Here is a 14,390-nt window from a genome sequence, read left to right on the forward strand (position 1 = left end):
AACAAAAGGTTAAATCAGGAGAGATAAAAACGACCACGCCCGCGCAGATGGCGGGCGTAGCAGCAATTAATTGTGCGAACGGGCTGAGGATTTTTCGCGATGACCAATTTTAGAGATGACGTTAAACACTTCACCCAGGCCATAAATCATGCCCAGCATCAGCGCCATCACGACAGGCACCATCAGTATGGCGACGGCGAGGCTTTTAAGTAATTCCAGCATGGAGAATCTCACTCTGCTAACAAAAAAAGAGATTGTAACGGGTCAGCAAAATTTTGCGCAGCCCTTTTCGTGCTTTTACTTTGGTCACAAAACGCCGCTATCATCGGCCTTCGCCTTAACCCTTTGCCGGAGCTGTCATGGAAGCCGAACTGTCCCTTCATATCCGTTTACAACAGAAACTGTTTGCCGATCCGCGACGTATTGAGCTGCTGAAACGCGTACAGCAGACCGGGTCGATCAGTCAGGGGGCGAAGCTGGCCGGTATAAGCTACAAAAGTGCCTGGGATGCGATTAATGAGATGAACCAGATGGCGGATGAAACGCTGGTGGAGCGGGCCACCGGCGGTAAAGGCGGCGGTGGCGCAACGCTGACCCGCTACGGTGAACGCCTGATTCAGCTGTTCCAGCTGATGGAGCAGATCCAGCAGAAAGCCTTTGATGCGCTGCAGCAGGATACATTACCGCTCGACAGTCTGCTGGCGGCCATCGCCCGTTTCTCTCTGCAGACCAGCGCCCGTAACCAGCTGTTTGGCACTGTCGTAAGTAACGATGCGCAGCAGGTGGTCCAGCATCTGCTGATTCAACTGGCCGATGGCGTCACGCAGCTTAATGTGGCGCTGACCCAGCGCAGCGCCGATCGCCTGCAACTGGCCGCGGGTAAAGAGGTGCTGGTGCTGATCAAGGCGCCGTGGATCCGCATCAGTCGTGACGCCGCACAGGATGACAATCAGCTGGCAGCGACGGTCAGTGCCATCGAACCCGGCGAGCAGATGAGTGAAGTGCTGATGAAGCTCGCCAGCGGCGAAACCCTGTGCGCGACCCTGAGCAACGATCAGCTGCAGCAACTGACGCTGCAGCCCGGCGACGCAGTGATCGCCAGTTTCAATGCCGAACACGCCATCGTCGCCACCCTGCTCTAGCGGTTGATTTGACTTCATTAAGGGCAATGGTTACAACTCAGTGACACGATGCAAAAAATGGAACAGATCATGGCTTCATTGCACATTTCGCAAGGCACATTTCGTCTTAGCGATACCCGGATACTGAGTCTGAATCAGGTGGAACTGCAGCGCGGCGAAAGCTGGGCGTTTGTCGGAGCCAACGGCAGCGGCAAATCATCACTGGCGCGTGCACTCTCTGGTGAACTTCCGCCGCTGGCCGGTTCAGTCAGCAGCGATTTCAGACGGCCGGTCCGGCTGTCGCTGGAGCAGCTACAAACCCTGGTGGCGCAGGAGTGGCAGCGCAACAACACCGATATGCTCAGCGAAGGTGAAGAGGATACCGGGCTGACCGTGGCAGAGGTGATTCAGGCGGAGGTGCAGCAGCCCGAGCGCTGCGAGCAGCTGGCACGGCAGTTCGGCATCGAAGCGCTGCTTTCACGCCGCTTCAAATATCTCTCTACCGGCGAAACCCGCAAAACCCTGCTCTGTCAGGCATTGATGAACCAGCCAGATTTGCTGATTCTGGATGAGCCGTTTGACGGGCTGGATGTGGCGTCGCGCGCCAGCCTGACCGACACGCTGCGCGGCCTGCAGCAACCGACATTTACCCTGGTGCTAGTGCTCAATCGCTTTGACGATATTCCCGATTTCATTCAGCAGGTTGGCGTGCTGGCGGAGTGCACCCTCACCCACAGCGGGCCACGCCAGGCCATTTTAACGGAAGCGCTGGTGGCGCAGCTGGCACACAGTGAACAGCTGATGGGAATGGCGTTACCTGAGGCGGATGCGCCGGATCAGCTGCCATCGCTGGCGGATGATGCGCCGCGCGTTATCCTGCGCAACGGCACCGTCTCGTATAACGACAAGCCAGTAATTCAGGGGCTGAACTGGCAGGTCAACGCCGGCGAGCACTGGCAGATTACCGGCCCGAACGGCGCAGGGAAATCGACCCTGCTCAGCCTGGTGACCGGCGATCATCCTCAGGGCTACAGCAATGATTTAACCCTGTTTGGCCGCCGTCGCGGCAGTGGTGAAACCATCTGGGATATCAAGCAGCATATTGGCTATGTCAGCAGCAGCCTGCATCTCGATTACCGCGTCAGCACCAATGTGCGCACGGTGATCCTGTCGGGCTTCTTCGACTCCATTGGTCTCTATCAGGCGGCTTCTGACCGGCAAAAATCGCTGGCGCAGCAGTGGCTGGCACTGCTGGGGATGGATAACGGACAGGCCGATGCGCCGTTCCACTCGCTCTCATGGGGACAGCAGCGGCTGGTGCTGATTGCCCGCGCGCTGGTTAAGCATCCGACGCTGCTGATACTGGATGAGCCACTACAGGGGCTCGACCCGATTAACCGCCAGCTCGTGCGGCGCTTTGTCGATGTGCTGATTGGCGAGGGACGGACTCAGCTGCTGTTTGTTTCGCATCACGCGGAAGATGCGCCCGCCTGCATTACACATCGCCTGAGCTTTATCGCCCATGACGGCGGCTATCACTTTCAGCAGGAAACCCTGCACTAGGGCTCATGTAACGCTTCACCCCACGCCGCTGCTGCGGCGTTTTAAAGCGCTCTTGTGTAAGCGCTACCATTCCACATCACCTTTCACGCTATATATCCGCGCACATTGCCACGAAATAAGAATATTCAGCTTGTGTAAACGATACCATTTATCCAGACTTGATCACGCTTTCGGGCGCGCTGATGTGCTACTTTTTACCGATGCCTCTTTGGCTTTTGACGCTTACCAGGATCCAACATGGAAAAATTCAACCCGGTCGATCACCCGCATCGCCGTTACAATCCACTGATTGATCAATGGATTTTAGTTTCACCTCATCGGGCCAAACGTCCGTGGCAAGGCGCGCAGGAAACCCCGGCGGTCAATACGTTACCGGCGCACGATCCGGACTGCTTCCTGTGTGCCGGAAACACCCGCATCACCGGCGACAAAAACCCGGACTATTCGGGCACCTACGTCTTTACCAATGACTTTGCTGCGCTGATGACCGACACGCCAGACGCGCCCGAGAGCGATGATATCCTGATGCGTTGTGAAAGCGCACGCGGCACCAGTCGGGTCATCTGCTTCTCGCCCGATCACAGCAAAACCCTGCCGGAGATGTCGCTGAACGCACTGGAAGAGGTGGTGCGTACCTGGCAGGCAGAGACCGCCGATCTGGGTCAGCACTATCCGTGGGTGCAGGTGTTTGAGAACAAAGGCGCGGCGATGGGCTGCTCCAACCCGCATCCCCATGGTCAGATCTGGGCCAACAGCTTCCTGCCGAATGAAGCGCAGCGTGAAGATGATCATCAGCGCGACTATTTCGCTAAACATGGCTCGCCGATGCTGGTCGACTATCTGGCACGTGAACAGCAGGATGGCAGCCGCACCGTGGTGGAAACCGATCACTGGCTGGCGGTGGTGCCGTGGTGGGCCGCCTGGCCGTTTGAAACCCTGCTGCTGCCGAAAGCGCACGTCAAACGAATTACCGACCTCAATGAGGCGCAGCGTACCGACCTGGCGCTGGCGCTTAAGCTGCTGACCAGCCGCTACGACAACCTGTTCCAGTGCTCATTCCCCTACTCCATGGGCTGGCATGGCGCGCCGTTTAACGGCGAAGCCAACGATCACTGGCAGTTGCATGCTCACTTCTATCCGCCGCTGCTGCGCTCAGCAACGGTGCGTAAATTTATGGTTGGCTATGAAATGCTGGCCGAAACCCAACGCGATTTAACGGCGGAACAGGCGGCGGAACGTCTGCGTTCTGTCAGCGACGTTCACTTCCGTGAGGCACAACAATGAGCTTAAAAACCATCACGCAGCAGCTTTTCTCTGACACCTTCGGTTACGCCGCTACGCATACCATTCAGGCACCGGGCCGCGTTAACCTGATTGGCGAGCATACCGACTATAACGACGGCTTCGTGCTGCCGTGCGCCATCGATTACCAGACGGTGATTGCCTGTGCCCGCCGTGACGATCGTCAGATTCGGGTGGTCGCTGCGGATTATGAAAATGCGCAGGACACATTCTCGCTGGATGAAGAGATCGTCAGCCTGCAGGAACCGATGTGGGCCAACTATGTGCGCGGCGTGGTGAAGCATCTGCAGCAGCGTCATGCCGATTTCGGCGGTATCGATATGGTGATCAGCGGCAACGTGCCTCAGGGCGCGGGCCTCAGCTCATCTGCGTCGCTGGAAGTGGCGGTCGGCACCGTGGTGCAGCAGCTCTATAATCTGCCGCTGGATGGCGCCGCCATTGCCGTGAATGGTCAGGAAGCGGAAAACCAGTTCGTCGGCTGTAACTGCGGCATCATGGACCAGTTGATCTCCGCGCTGGGCCGGAAAGATCACGCCATGCTGCTCGACTGCCGCACGCTGGGCACGCGTCCGGTGTCGATGCCGGAAGATATCGCGGTGGTGATCATCAACTCCAACTTCCGTCGTACCCTGGTTGGCAGCGAATACAACACGCGTCGTGAGCAGTGTGAAGCGGGCGCGCGTTTCTTCAATAAGAAGGCACTGCGTGACGTTGAACTGGCCGAGTTTGAAGCGGCACAGGCGCAGCTCGACCCGCAGGTGGCAAAACGCGTGCGTCACGTTCTGACCGAGAACGCCCGCACCCTGGAAGCAGCCGATGCGCTGACGCAGGGCGACCTGACCCGTATGGGCCAGCTGATGGCCGAATCTCACGCCTCGATGCGTGACGACTTCGAGATCACCGTGCCACCGATCGATACCCTTGTAGAGATCGTGAAAGCGCAGATCGGTGAGCGCGGCGGCGTGCGTATGACCGGCGGCGGCTTTGGTGGCTGTATCGTCGCGCTGATGCCACTGGATCTGGTCGATCAGGTCAAAGCCGCCGTAGCGGAGCAGTATGAAGCTGCGACCGGCATCAAAGAGACCTTCTACGTCTGCAAAGCCTCTGAAGGAGCCGGCCAATGCTGAACGACGTCAACTCCCACGCGCCCGACGGTCAGCCGTGGCGCATAACGGTGCTGCGCAATGCCAACGGCATGCTGGCAACCTTTATGGACTGGGGCGCGACCTGGCTCTCTGCCCGCGTGCCGATGCAGGATGGCACGGTGCGTGAAGCGCTGCTCGGCTGCGCCACGCCCTCTGACTATCTCCATCAGGATGCCTATCTGGGCGCGACGGTCGGCCGCTACGCGAACCGCATCGCCGGGGCAAAACTGAATAAACTGAACCGCCAGCTGGTGCCGAACCAGGGCGCACATCAGCTGCATGGCGGACCGGAAGGCTTTGATAAGCGCCGCTGGCAGATTGTCAGCCAGTCTGACAGCGAGGTGCACTACCGCATTGATTCGCCCGATGGCGATCAGGGCTATCCCGGCAATCTGATTGCCGATGTGCGCTATCAGCTGGATGACCAGAACTGCCTGAGCATTAGCTATGAAGCGCGCTGCGATCAGCCCTGCCCGGTCAATCTGACTAACCACGCCTACTTTAACCTTGATGCGCATCATGGCGACGCCCGCCAGCATCGCTTACAACTGCACGCCGACCATTATCTGCCGGTCGACAGCGAAGGCATCCCGAATGCGCCGCTGAAAGAGGTTGCCGGAACCAGTTTTGATTTCCGCGAGGCCAAAGTCGTGGCACAGGAGTTTCTGGCAGACGACGACCAGCGAGCGGTGAAGGGCTATGACCATGCGTTTCTGCTCAACAGCGCAGGCGACGACACTCAGCCTGCGGCAGAACTCTGGTCGGAAGATGGCAGACTGCAACTCAGCGTGACCACTTCGGCGCCGGCGTTGCAGTTCTACTCCGGCAACTACCTGGCGGGCACCCGTGCCCGTGAGCAGGCGAGCTATACTGCATTTCAGGGTATTGCGCTGGAGAGCGAATTTTTACCGGATTCGCCTAATCATGATGAATGGCCTCAGCCTGATTGCTGGCTGCAGCCGGGAGATCGCTGGGAATCCGTGACGCGTTATCGCTTCACGCCACGCTGAGCCTCCGGCTGAAAAACGCGCAGTGCGTCACACACAGGCTTACGCGCTGCCCGCTTTTCCGTTATGGTATGGCGCAATCAGCTCGCGTGTCAGGCGGGCAGCAGCAGGTTTCCAATCTCACAGAAACATCACAGTATTAAGGAGTTAAGCTATGGCTGTAACTAAGCTGGTTCTGGTGCGACACGGCGAAAGCCAGTGGAACAACGAAAACCGCTTTACCGGTTGGTATGATGTTGACCTTTCTGAGAAAGGTCGTGGCGAAGCCAAATCAGCAGGTCAGCTGCTGAAAAAAGAGGGCTTTGTTTTCGATTTCGCTTACACCTCAGTACTGAAGCGTGCCATTCACACGCTGTGGAATGTGCTGGATGAGCTGGATCAGGCCTGGCTGCCGGTTGAGAAAACCTGGCGTCTGAACGAGCGTCACTACGGTGCGCTGCAGGGTCTGGATAAAGCGGAAACCGCTGCCAAATATGGTGATGAGCAGGTTAAGCAGTGGCGTCGCGGCTTTGCCGTTACTCCGCCAGAGCTGGATCGTTCAGATGAGCGCTTCCCGGGCCATGATCCGCGTTACGCGAAACTGACCCCAGAGCAGCTGCCAACCACCGAAAGCCTGGCGCTGACTATTGACCGCGTTATCCCTTACTGGAACGAAACCATTCTGCCGCGCATCAAAAGCGGTGAGAAAGTGATCATTGCCGCACACGGCAACTCACTGCGTGCGCTGGTGAAATATCTGGATAACCTGAGCGAAGATGAAATCCTCGAACTGAACATCCCTACCGGCGTACCGCTGGTTTATGAGTTCGATGAAAACTTCAAACCGTTGAAACGCTACTACCTGGGCGACCAGGACGAGATTGCCGCGAAAGCCGCAGCCGTTGCGAATCAGGGTAAAGCGAAGTAATTTCTCGCTGAAATGCAAAAAGGCCAGACGAAAGTCTGGCCTTTTTTTATTGGGCTGCGCGCACGAACGCTGCGCACTATGTTCGTTGTCAGAATAAAGAGATCAATGAGCCAGGCAACAACTGATTGGCTCAAAGCGCAGGGAATACGGTCAGAGGCACAATCCTCAACGCGAACCGGGTCAGACCTTGTCAGTTATCCCACTCAACCGCGGCGCTGTTTAACCGCTGCTGCCAGCTGACGCAGCACCTTGTCGGTATCTTCCCAGCCGATACAGGCGTCGGTGACGCTTTTGCCATAGACCAGCGGCTCGCCGCTCTCCAGGCTCTGGTTGCCCTCCACCAGATGACTCTCAATCATCACACCGACAATCGCCTGCTCACCGTTAATCAGCTGCTGTGAGACATCGTCTGCCACGATCATCTGACGCTGGAACTGCTTGCTGCTGTTGGCGTGGCTGAAATCGATCATCACCTGCTGTGGCAGACCCGCTTTTGCCAGGCCCTCTTTGACCTCTGCAACATGCTGCGCACTATAGTTCGGCTCTTTGCCGCCGCGCAGAATGATATGGCAGTCACCGTTGCCGCTGGTTTCCACAATGGCGGAGTGACCATACTTCGTCACAGACAGGAAACAGTGCGGCGATCCCGCCGCGTTGATGGCATCGATCGCCACCTTAATGGTGCCATCGGTGCCGTTTTTGAAGCCGACCGGACAGGAGAGACCGGACGCCAGCTCACGGTGAACCTGGGATTCCGTGGTGCGCGCGCCAATCGCGCCCCAGCTCATCAGGTCAGCCACATATTGCGGGGTAATCATATCCAGAAACTCGCCCGCCGCCGGTAAGCCGCTGTCGTTAATATCCAGCAGCAGTTTACGCGCCAGACGCAGACCGTCGTTGAGCTGGTAGCTGTTATCCATGTAGGGATCGTTGATCAGCCCTTTCCAGCCCACCGTGGTGCGCGGCTTTTCAAAATAGACCCGCATCACCACTTCCAGCTCACCTTTCAGCTCATCACGCAGCGCCAGCAGGCGGTCGGCATACTCTTTTGCCGCTTCAGTGTCATGAATTGAGCAGGGTCCAATCACCACCAGCAGGCGATCGTCCTTGCCCTGCAGGATCTGATGAATCGCCTGACGGGCCTGTGAAACGGTCTGTGCAGCACGATCGGTCGCCGGGAATTTTTCGAGCAGCGCAACCGGAGGTAACAGCTCTTTAATCTCTTTGATGCGTAAGTCATCGTTCTGGTAATTCATACTGATTCCATATTATTTCTGGCCCGGCGCCCGCCGGACACAACCTGCCCAATGTAGCCCGAAGCGCCTGGGGTGTAAATTCCCGCTGCGGGTTAAATGTGCGGGTGATATTTGCATTAATCAGGTTAGCGACTAGACTTTTTAATGGTAAGCACTGAGGAACGTCCCGCTTACCAAATTAAATCACCCTGTTTAAGCCAACCGGCGAATTATATTTCGTCAGGGATTTTCTTACCCGAAATTGCACCTCTGGGCTTAAAGCATCTTCATTTATTAACGGGAGCATAATGATGAAAAAGTTTGCCTTACTCTTTTTGACAGCAGCGATGACACTGAGCAGCGGTGCGGTACTGGCTGCAGACAGCAGCAGCAATAACGGTACATCGAATCAGGCAGCCAGTGCAGGTGCAGCAGCGGGCGGAGCGAAAGAGAATCTGCCGCCAAATAATGTCGATAACAGCAAAATTAATAACACTGGCAACGATACCAATCCTGCAACGTCTGGCAGCACCACCAGCCATGGTAATATGTCTGCTAACGAAATGGACCAGAACGCCCAGTGTAAAGATGGTAAATGTCCGAACATCAATAAAAAAGTTCAGACTAAAGTGGGCGGCGGTGACGTAGATACCAAAACCGACGGCACCACCCAGTAATTCTGTTTAGCCAGGAGAGCTGACGCTCTCCTGGTTTTTCTCCCCTCTGTCCCACTCTTCCGCTATGCTAATCCTGTGAATTTTACAGGAAATCCTTCATGGCCGTTTTGCTTCTGATTGACGATCATCCGCTGGTTGAAGTGGCACTTGAAGCCGCTCTGAGCCAGTCGCCTATTCCGGTTCAGCTCCTCTCTGCCAGCAGTGAAAAAGCCGCCCGTCCCCTGCTTCAGCAGCCACTGGACATCATCGTGCTGGATATTGGCCTGCCGGACAGCGATGGGCTGGAGTTCCTGCGTCGCCTGAAGATCCATCGGCCCGACTGTCCGGTATTGATCTACTCTGCTCAACAGACCCGCCACTATGTGCGTCGTGCCCAGGCGCTGGGTGCCGCCGGTTATGTGGTGAAGAGCCAGCGCATGGCGCAACTGCTTAGCGCTATCCTGGCGGTGCTGGGCGGTCAGACGGCGTTTCCGGTGATGGATGATGAACCGGAACTCCCGCTGACCCAGAAAGAGCGTCAGATTCTGGCGCTGCTGGCCAGCGGACTGTCCAATCTGCAAATCGCTGCCCAGTTGCACATCAGTAACAAAACGGTCAGCACCCATAAAAAGAACATTCTGGAAAAAACCGGCGCCCGTTCGGTGGTGGAACTGGCTGACCTGTGGAAGGCGCAGCAGTGAGAACTCTCCTGCTGATGCTGCTGTTGCTGTGCGGCTCCGTTCTGGCTGAGGTGCGTCCGGTGAGCAGCATCAATCTGCCGATGATGCTGCCGGTGACACACGCGGAAACCATGCAGGGCAAAATTCTGCGTGTTGGCCTGCTGGAAGAGAACCACGCCCCCTGGGCGATGCGCATCGGCAACGACCTGTATGGCATCAATGCTGACTATCTTTCCGCCCTGCGCCAGCTGACTGGCGCGCAGTTCAGCCTCAACCTCTACAGCGATCAGCCGCATCTGATGCAGGCGCTGAACAGCGGCCAGATCGATTTTGCGCTTGGCATGTGGATTTCTCCCCTGCCAGCCGGCGCGCTGAGCAGCGATAACTGGTACAGCAGCCCGCTTCGGGTCTACCGCAATCAGCAAAACCAGCGTGCCGTGATGTTTAACAGCCAGAATGCCCAACTGGCGATCAGCGAAAGCACGCTGGCACAACTGCCGCCTGCGCTGGCGGCCCGCCACAGCTGGCGACACTACAGCAGTGATCTGCAGGCGCTCTATACCCTGCTGAATCAGCAGAATGATTATGTGGTGGCGGATGAGACCAGCGCCGGATTTCTGCTGAGCCAGCTGCAACAGGGCCAGATTTATCAGATCGCCTCACACATCGAGGCCGGACAGCTCAACCTGCGCGCGGTCTCCCGCGATCCAGAGCTTATCAGCTGGATTAATCAGAGCCTGCGTCAGTTGCCAGCAGAACTGATGAACACGCTGCAGGCGCGCTGGAGCAGTACCCTGCCGCGCTATCAGGATACGCAGACCCTGATGCTCAGCCCCACTGAACGCGCCTGGATTGCCGATCATCCGCGTATTACTTACACCGCCGAACCGGACAACTATCCCTGGAGTTATCGCGATGCCAGCGGGACCGCCAGAGGCTATGGCGTGGATTTGCTGAAAGCGATAGCTCAGAGCACCGGCCTGCAGTTTGAACCGGTGTGGGTCAGCAATCCGCGTCAGGCGAACACGCTGATCGGTCAGCAGCAGGCGATGCTGCAGCTGATGCAGCCGCTGAACGGCGATGCGATGCAGAGCACCTCGCTGCCGGTGTGGCGCGCGCTGTGGGGCATCTACAGCCTGCAGCCCGATACGCTGGCGCACTGGCGCGACCTGCGCGGCAAGCGGGTCGGCGTGTTACAGGATGACCTGGCGCTGCGTCTGCTGCCTGCGGATCTGCAGCCGCAGCAGTTTGCCGATCGTAATAGCCTCTATGACGCGCTGGCAAAAGGGCAGATCGATGCGCTGGTCGATAACGTGCTCTCCGCCCGCTGGCGTATCGCCAGCCGCGATGATGCGCGCATCCACCTCGCCTTTGCCGCCAGCGACATCGCCTGGCCGATCGCGCTGGGCGTGACGGCTGACCAGCCGGTGCTGCGCACCCTGCTGGATCGCGCGCTGCAGCAGATCCCGGCTGACACACAGAGTCAGATGCGCGACAGCTGGTCAACCCCGCCACAGCCCGGCAGCGTGATGGTGATGCGTTCGCTGCCGATGATGGTGCTGGCGGTGGCAGGTGCGGCCATTGCGCTGCTGCTGCTGCTGCTGGCGCGCCGCTACTGGCAACAGCGCCGGGAGCGTCAGCAGCGTGAACAGGCTGAGCACGCCAATGCGATGAAGAGCCAGTTCCTGGCGACCGTCAGCCATGAGCTGCGCACGCCGATGCAGGCGATCCTCGGACTGCTGGAGCTGGAGAAGCAGCAGCACAGCAGCCAGAACCTGACGCTGCTGCACAGCAGTGCGCAATCGCTGCTGACGTTGCTGAATGATCTGCAGGATCATGCGCGCATCGAGAGCAACAGTTTTACCCTGGCGCCCCGTCCGCTGGCGCTGGCGCAGTGGCTCAATCAGCAGCAGCACTTTTATCACCCGTTAATGCGCGAAGACGGCCCGCATCTGATCGTCGAGGCGCTGACGCCGCTGCCTGATGCCGTGATGATCGATGCCGATCGCCTGCAGCAGGTGGTCAACAACCTGATGACCAATGCGCTGAAATTTACCCGCCACGGCGCGATTCGCCTGACGCTGGCCGCGCAGCAGCAACAGTTGATTCTGACGGTGAGCGACAGCGGCAGCGGTATTCCGCCAGAGGAGCAGCAGAAGCTGTTCGATCCCTGGTATCAGGCGCCGTCCGGTAAATCGGTTTCGGTGCAGGGCAGCGGCCTGGGGCTGTTTATCTGCCGGGAAATGGTGCAGCGGATGGGCGGCGACATCCGGCTCGCCTCTGAACCCGGTCACGGCACCCAGGTCACCGTGACGCTGCCACTGGCGGTCTGCGCACCAGCAAACCACGTGGATGAAACCGCCCTTCCCGACCTTCCACCGCTGCGGGTGGCGATTGTCGATGACCATCCGACCAATCTGCTGGTGATGCAGCAGCAGCTGTCGCGTTTTGCGATTCAGGCTGACATCTTTGAGCAGGGACGCGCACTACTGCAGGCCGATGCGCAACAGCCTTATGACCTGCTGTTTATCGACCAGATGATGCCGCGGCCTGACGGCACGCTGCTGCTGCGGATATTGCGGCGGCGTGACCGTCAGCGGAAGCGTCAGGCGATGCGGGTGCTCTGCTCCGCGGATGCCCAGCTGCTGTCACGACCGCTGGAGGCGCGGGAGCGGGTAATGATAAAACCGGTGCAGTTAGCCGATCTCAGCGCGCTGCTGGCAGAGTGGCAGGAAGATCCGCTGGCGGCGCTGGATGATAATCTGTGGCAACTGGCGCAGCAGAATGAGAAATTCCTCCGCCGTCTGAGCCAGACGCTGCACAACACGGTGACGCAGGATCTGGCCGTGATGCGCGAAGCACGCGAGCGCGAGGCGTGGATGCCGTTCGCCGAAGCGGCACACCGGATGAAAGGAAGCTGGTTACTGGTGGGACTGGATCACGGCGCACAGCTCAGCCAGCAACTGGCGGAGCAGGCAAAACAGCATCAGGACACGTCTGAGACGTGGCAATTACTGATATTATTAGCAAACAGGTTACTGAAAAAACTGGAATCTTATGGCACATACCCACACTCATAGCGGGCAGGATAGTAATCGCACGCGTCTGGCGGCCGCCTTCGGGGTGACCGTTGTCTTTATGGTGGCTGAAGTGATTGGCGGCTGGCTCTCGGGTTCACTGGCGTTGCTGGCGGACGCCGGGCATATGCTGACCGATGCCGCCGCGCTGCTGATGGCCCTGCTGGCGGTGCAGTTCTCGCGCCGTAAACCCAATGCACGCCACACCTTTGGCCTGCTGCGTCTGACCACGCTGGCCGCATTTGTTAACGCCATTGCGCTGCTGGGCATTACCGCACTGATCGTCTGGGAGGCGGTGCGCCGCTTTGCCGACCCGCAACCGGTGACCGGCGGCCTGATGCTGGGGATTGCTATTGGCGGCCTGCTGGCCAATATTCTGTCGTTCTGGCTGCTGCATCACGGCAGCGAAGAGAAGAATCTCAACGTGCGGGCCGCGGCGCTGCATGTGATGGGCGACCTGCTTGGCTCGGTGGGTGCGATTGTCGCGGCGGTGATTATTATGCTGACCGGCTGGACCCCAATCGACCCGATTCTGTCGTTGCTGGTGTCACTGCTGGTGCTGCGCAGCGCCTGGGCGCTGCTGCGTGAGAGTCTGCAGGAGTTACTGGAAGGGGCGCCGCGTTCGCTGGATGTGAACCGGCTGATACGGGATCTCACACTGAACATCGCAGAGGTGCGCAATGTTCACCATGTGCATCTGTGGCAGGTGGGCGAAAAGCCGATGCTGACGCTGCATGCGCAGGTGATCCCGCCTTACGATCACGATGCGCTGCTGCATCGTATCCACGACTATCTGCGCCAGCACTATCAGATTGCGCACGCAACCGTGCAGATGGAGTATCAGCCCTGTGCCGGTGCCGAGTGTGAACTCGGTTTAAGCGGCGCTGCCGCCACCGGCCATGACCACAGCCATTCACACGACCATGAGCATGCTCATGCTAAAGGCGAAGCGCACACTCACTGAGCCGACAGCGCGCGGGAACCCTGTTGCCGCGCGCTGCGGATCCACATGCGCGAGCCGTTCAGCGCAATCAGCGTCAGAATCACATACTCCAGCGACATCGCATAGACGCCCTGTCGGGCAAAAATCATCACGCTAATCACGTTGATGATGACCCACAGCAGCCAGTTCTCAACATATTTGCGCGTCATCAGCACCATCGCCGCAATCGACAACACCATCATGCAGGAGTCCCAGAACGGGAACGCATCCGGCTGCAGCGCGGGCATCGCCACCGACAGGCCAAGGCCGTTCATCAGCGTGACGGCCGCACGGGTTAACAGCGCAAACACCGGATCGATATAGAGGGTCATCAGCGCAATCGCAATCACACAGCCCGCCGTCCAGGCCAGCGCCTTAGGCAGCGGCAGCCAGCGGATTTTCAGCGCCGCCTGATGATCGGAGGTTTGCCGACTCCAGGCGTACCAGCCGTAGATATTGGCGGCAAAAAAGAAGAGCTGCAGCAGCAGGCTGGCGTAGAGCTGGATCTGAAAGAAAATCACCGCAAACAGCGTGACGTTAATCAGGCCAAAGGGATAGTTGATGATTTTTTCCAGGCTGGCAAACCAGATGCAGAGTAAGCCTGCCAGCGTGCCGATAGCCTCAATCCATGAGAGATCGTAGCCTCCGGCACCCAGAGGAATGTGAACCAGAATATTGTGTGTGCTGAAGAAGTCCATGCTGAGCACCTGTCCGG

The 14,390-nt window shown here is 58.3% G+C and carries 13 protein-coding genes; 10 read left to right on the top strand and 3 right to left on the bottom strand.

Going from position 1 to position 14,390, the window contains the following annotated elements:
- Positions 1 to 66: 66 nt before the first annotated feature.
- Positions 67 to 222: an AcrZ family multidrug efflux pump-associated protein gene (locus tag ACX8ZY_RS14130; protein ID WP_010260183.1), complete on the bottom strand. Its 156-nt coding sequence runs from the start codon at positions 220 to 222 to the stop codon at positions 67 to 69.
- Positions 223 to 359: 137 nt separating this feature from the next.
- Between ACX8ZY_RS14130 and modE the strand changes: the two genes are divergently transcribed.
- From modE to gpmA, 6 genes are all read left to right on the top strand, one after another.
- On the top strand, positions 360 to 1,142 hold the full coding sequence (gene modE, locus ACX8ZY_RS14135) for a molybdenum-dependent transcriptional regulator (protein ID WP_033756999.1): 783 nt from the start codon (positions 360 to 362) through the stop codon (positions 1,140 to 1,142).
- Between the two features lie 69 nt (positions 1,143 to 1,211).
- Positions 1,212 to 2,684, top strand: a complete 1,473-nt coding sequence (gene modF, locus ACX8ZY_RS14140) for a molybdate ABC transporter ATP-binding protein ModF (RefSeq protein WP_421665052.1) — start codon at positions 1,212 to 1,214, stop codon at positions 2,682 to 2,684.
- Positions 2,685 to 2,921: 237 nt separating this feature from the next.
- Complete coding sequence (galT, locus tag ACX8ZY_RS14145) at positions 2,922 to 3,968, top strand: galactose-1-phosphate uridylyltransferase (protein WP_022626027.1); 1,047 nt, start codon at positions 2,922 to 2,924, stop codon at positions 3,966 to 3,968.
- Entirely contained in the window at positions 3,965 to 5,113 is a 1,149-nt protein-coding gene (gene galK, locus ACX8ZY_RS14150; protein ID WP_010669660.1) for a galactokinase, read from the top strand. The genes galT and galK overlap by 4 nt, the downstream gene beginning before the upstream one ends.
- Complete coding sequence (galM, locus tag ACX8ZY_RS14155) at positions 5,107 to 6,141, top strand: galactose-1-epimerase (protein ID WP_158131913.1); 1,035 nt, start codon at positions 5,107 to 5,109, stop codon at positions 6,139 to 6,141. Before galK ends, galM begins: the two co-directional genes overlap by 7 nt.
- A gap of 151 nt (positions 6,142 to 6,292) precedes the next feature.
- On the top strand, positions 6,293 to 7,045 hold the full coding sequence (gene gpmA, locus ACX8ZY_RS14160; protein WP_033756988.1) for a 2,3-diphosphoglycerate-dependent phosphoglycerate mutase: 753 nt from the start codon (positions 6,293 to 6,295) through the stop codon (positions 7,043 to 7,045).
- A 203-nt stretch (positions 7,046 to 7,248) separates the two neighbouring features.
- Here gpmA and aroG read toward each other — a convergent pair whose 3' ends face one another.
- A complete protein-coding gene (aroG, locus tag ACX8ZY_RS14165; RefSeq protein WP_033785477.1) occupies positions 7,249 to 8,301 on the bottom strand; it encodes a 3-deoxy-7-phosphoheptulonate synthase AroG in 1,053 nt (350 codons plus the stop codon).
- Positions 8,302 to 8,588: 287 nt separating this feature from the next.
- On the opposite strand from aroG, the gene ACX8ZY_RS14170 reads away from it, so the two are divergent.
- The 4 genes from ACX8ZY_RS14170 to zitB all read left to right on the top strand — a co-directional run bounded on the left by ACX8ZY_RS14170 (position 8,589) and on the right by zitB (position 13,657).
- Positions 8,589 to 8,957, top strand: coding sequence for a YbgS-like family protein (locus tag ACX8ZY_RS14170; protein ID WP_022626030.1), 369 nt, complete (start codon positions 8,589 to 8,591; stop codon positions 8,955 to 8,957).
- A 98-nt stretch (positions 8,958 to 9,055) separates the two neighbouring features.
- The gene (locus ACX8ZY_RS14175; protein WP_033756983.1) at positions 9,056 to 9,637 is read left to right on the top strand and encodes a response regulator transcription factor; all 582 of its coding nucleotides are present in this window, start codon (positions 9,056 to 9,058) and stop codon (positions 9,635 to 9,637) included.
- 14 nt (positions 9,638 to 9,651) lie between these two features.
- A complete protein-coding gene (locus ACX8ZY_RS14180) occupies positions 9,652 to 12,696 on the top strand; it encodes a hybrid sensor histidine kinase/response regulator (protein ID WP_199267453.1) in 3,045 nt (1,014 codons plus the stop codon).
- Positions 12,674 to 13,657: a CDF family zinc transporter ZitB gene (gene zitB / locus ACX8ZY_RS14185; protein WP_010260158.1), complete on the top strand. Its 984-nt coding sequence runs from the start codon at positions 12,674 to 12,676 to the stop codon at positions 13,655 to 13,657. The genes ACX8ZY_RS14180 and zitB overlap by 23 nt, the downstream gene beginning before the upstream one ends.
- Here the strand turns inward: zitB and pnuC are convergent.
- Positions 13,651 to 14,373 carry a nicotinamide riboside transporter PnuC gene (gene pnuC, locus ACX8ZY_RS14190; protein ID WP_010260155.1) on the bottom strand — a complete coding sequence of 241 codons (723 nt, stop codon included), beginning with the start codon at positions 14,371 to 14,373 and terminating at the stop codon, positions 13,651 to 13,653. The two genes, zitB and pnuC, sit on opposite strands and share 7 nt — an antisense overlap.
- Positions 14,374 to 14,390: the final 17 nt, after the last annotated feature.

The organism is Pantoea sp. XAF26B01_ASV70 (genome assembly GCF_054512635.1).

Bases quoted from the DNA above. Each gene is read 5' to 3' on its own strand.
- aroG (WP_033785477.1), bottom strand. From the start codon at position 8,301: ATGAATTACCAGAACGATGACTTACGCATCAAAGAGATTAAAGAGCTG.
- ACX8ZY_RS14130 (WP_010260183.1), bottom strand. From the start codon at position 222: ATGCTGGAATTACTTAAAAGCCTCGCCGTCGCCATACTGATGGTGCCT.
- modE (WP_033756999.1), top strand. From the start codon at position 360: ATGGAAGCCGAACTGTCCCTTCATATCCGTTTACAACAGAAACTGTTT.
- ACX8ZY_RS14180 (WP_199267453.1), top strand. From the start codon at position 9,652: ATGCTGCTGTTGCTGTGCGGCTCCGTTCTGGCTGAGGTGCGTCCGGTG.
- galK (WP_010669660.1), top strand. From the start codon at position 3,965: ATGAGCTTAAAAACCATCACGCAGCAGCTTTTCTCTGACACCTTCGGT.
- ACX8ZY_RS14170 (WP_022626030.1), top strand. From the start codon at position 8,589: ATGATGAAAAAGTTTGCCTTACTCTTTTTGACAGCAGCGATGACACTG.
- galM (WP_158131913.1), top strand. From the start codon at position 5,107: ATGCTGAACGACGTCAACTCCCACGCGCCCGACGGTCAGCCGTGGCGC.
- pnuC (WP_010260155.1), bottom strand. From the start codon at position 14,373: ATGGACTTCTTCAGCACACACAATATTCTGGTTCACATTCCTCTGGGT.
- galT (WP_022626027.1), top strand. From the start codon at position 2,922: ATGGAAAAATTCAACCCGGTCGATCACCCGCATCGCCGTTACAATCCA.
- gpmA (WP_033756988.1), top strand. From the start codon at position 6,293: ATGGCTGTAACTAAGCTGGTTCTGGTGCGACACGGCGAAAGCCAGTGG.
- modF (WP_421665052.1), top strand. From the start codon at position 1,212: ATGGCTTCATTGCACATTTCGCAAGGCACATTTCGTCTTAGCGATACC.
- ACX8ZY_RS14175 (WP_033756983.1), top strand. From the start codon at position 9,056: ATGGCCGTTTTGCTTCTGATTGACGATCATCCGCTGGTTGAAGTGGCA.
- zitB (WP_010260158.1), top strand. From the start codon at position 12,674: ATGGCACATACCCACACTCATAGCGGGCAGGATAGTAATCGCACGCGT.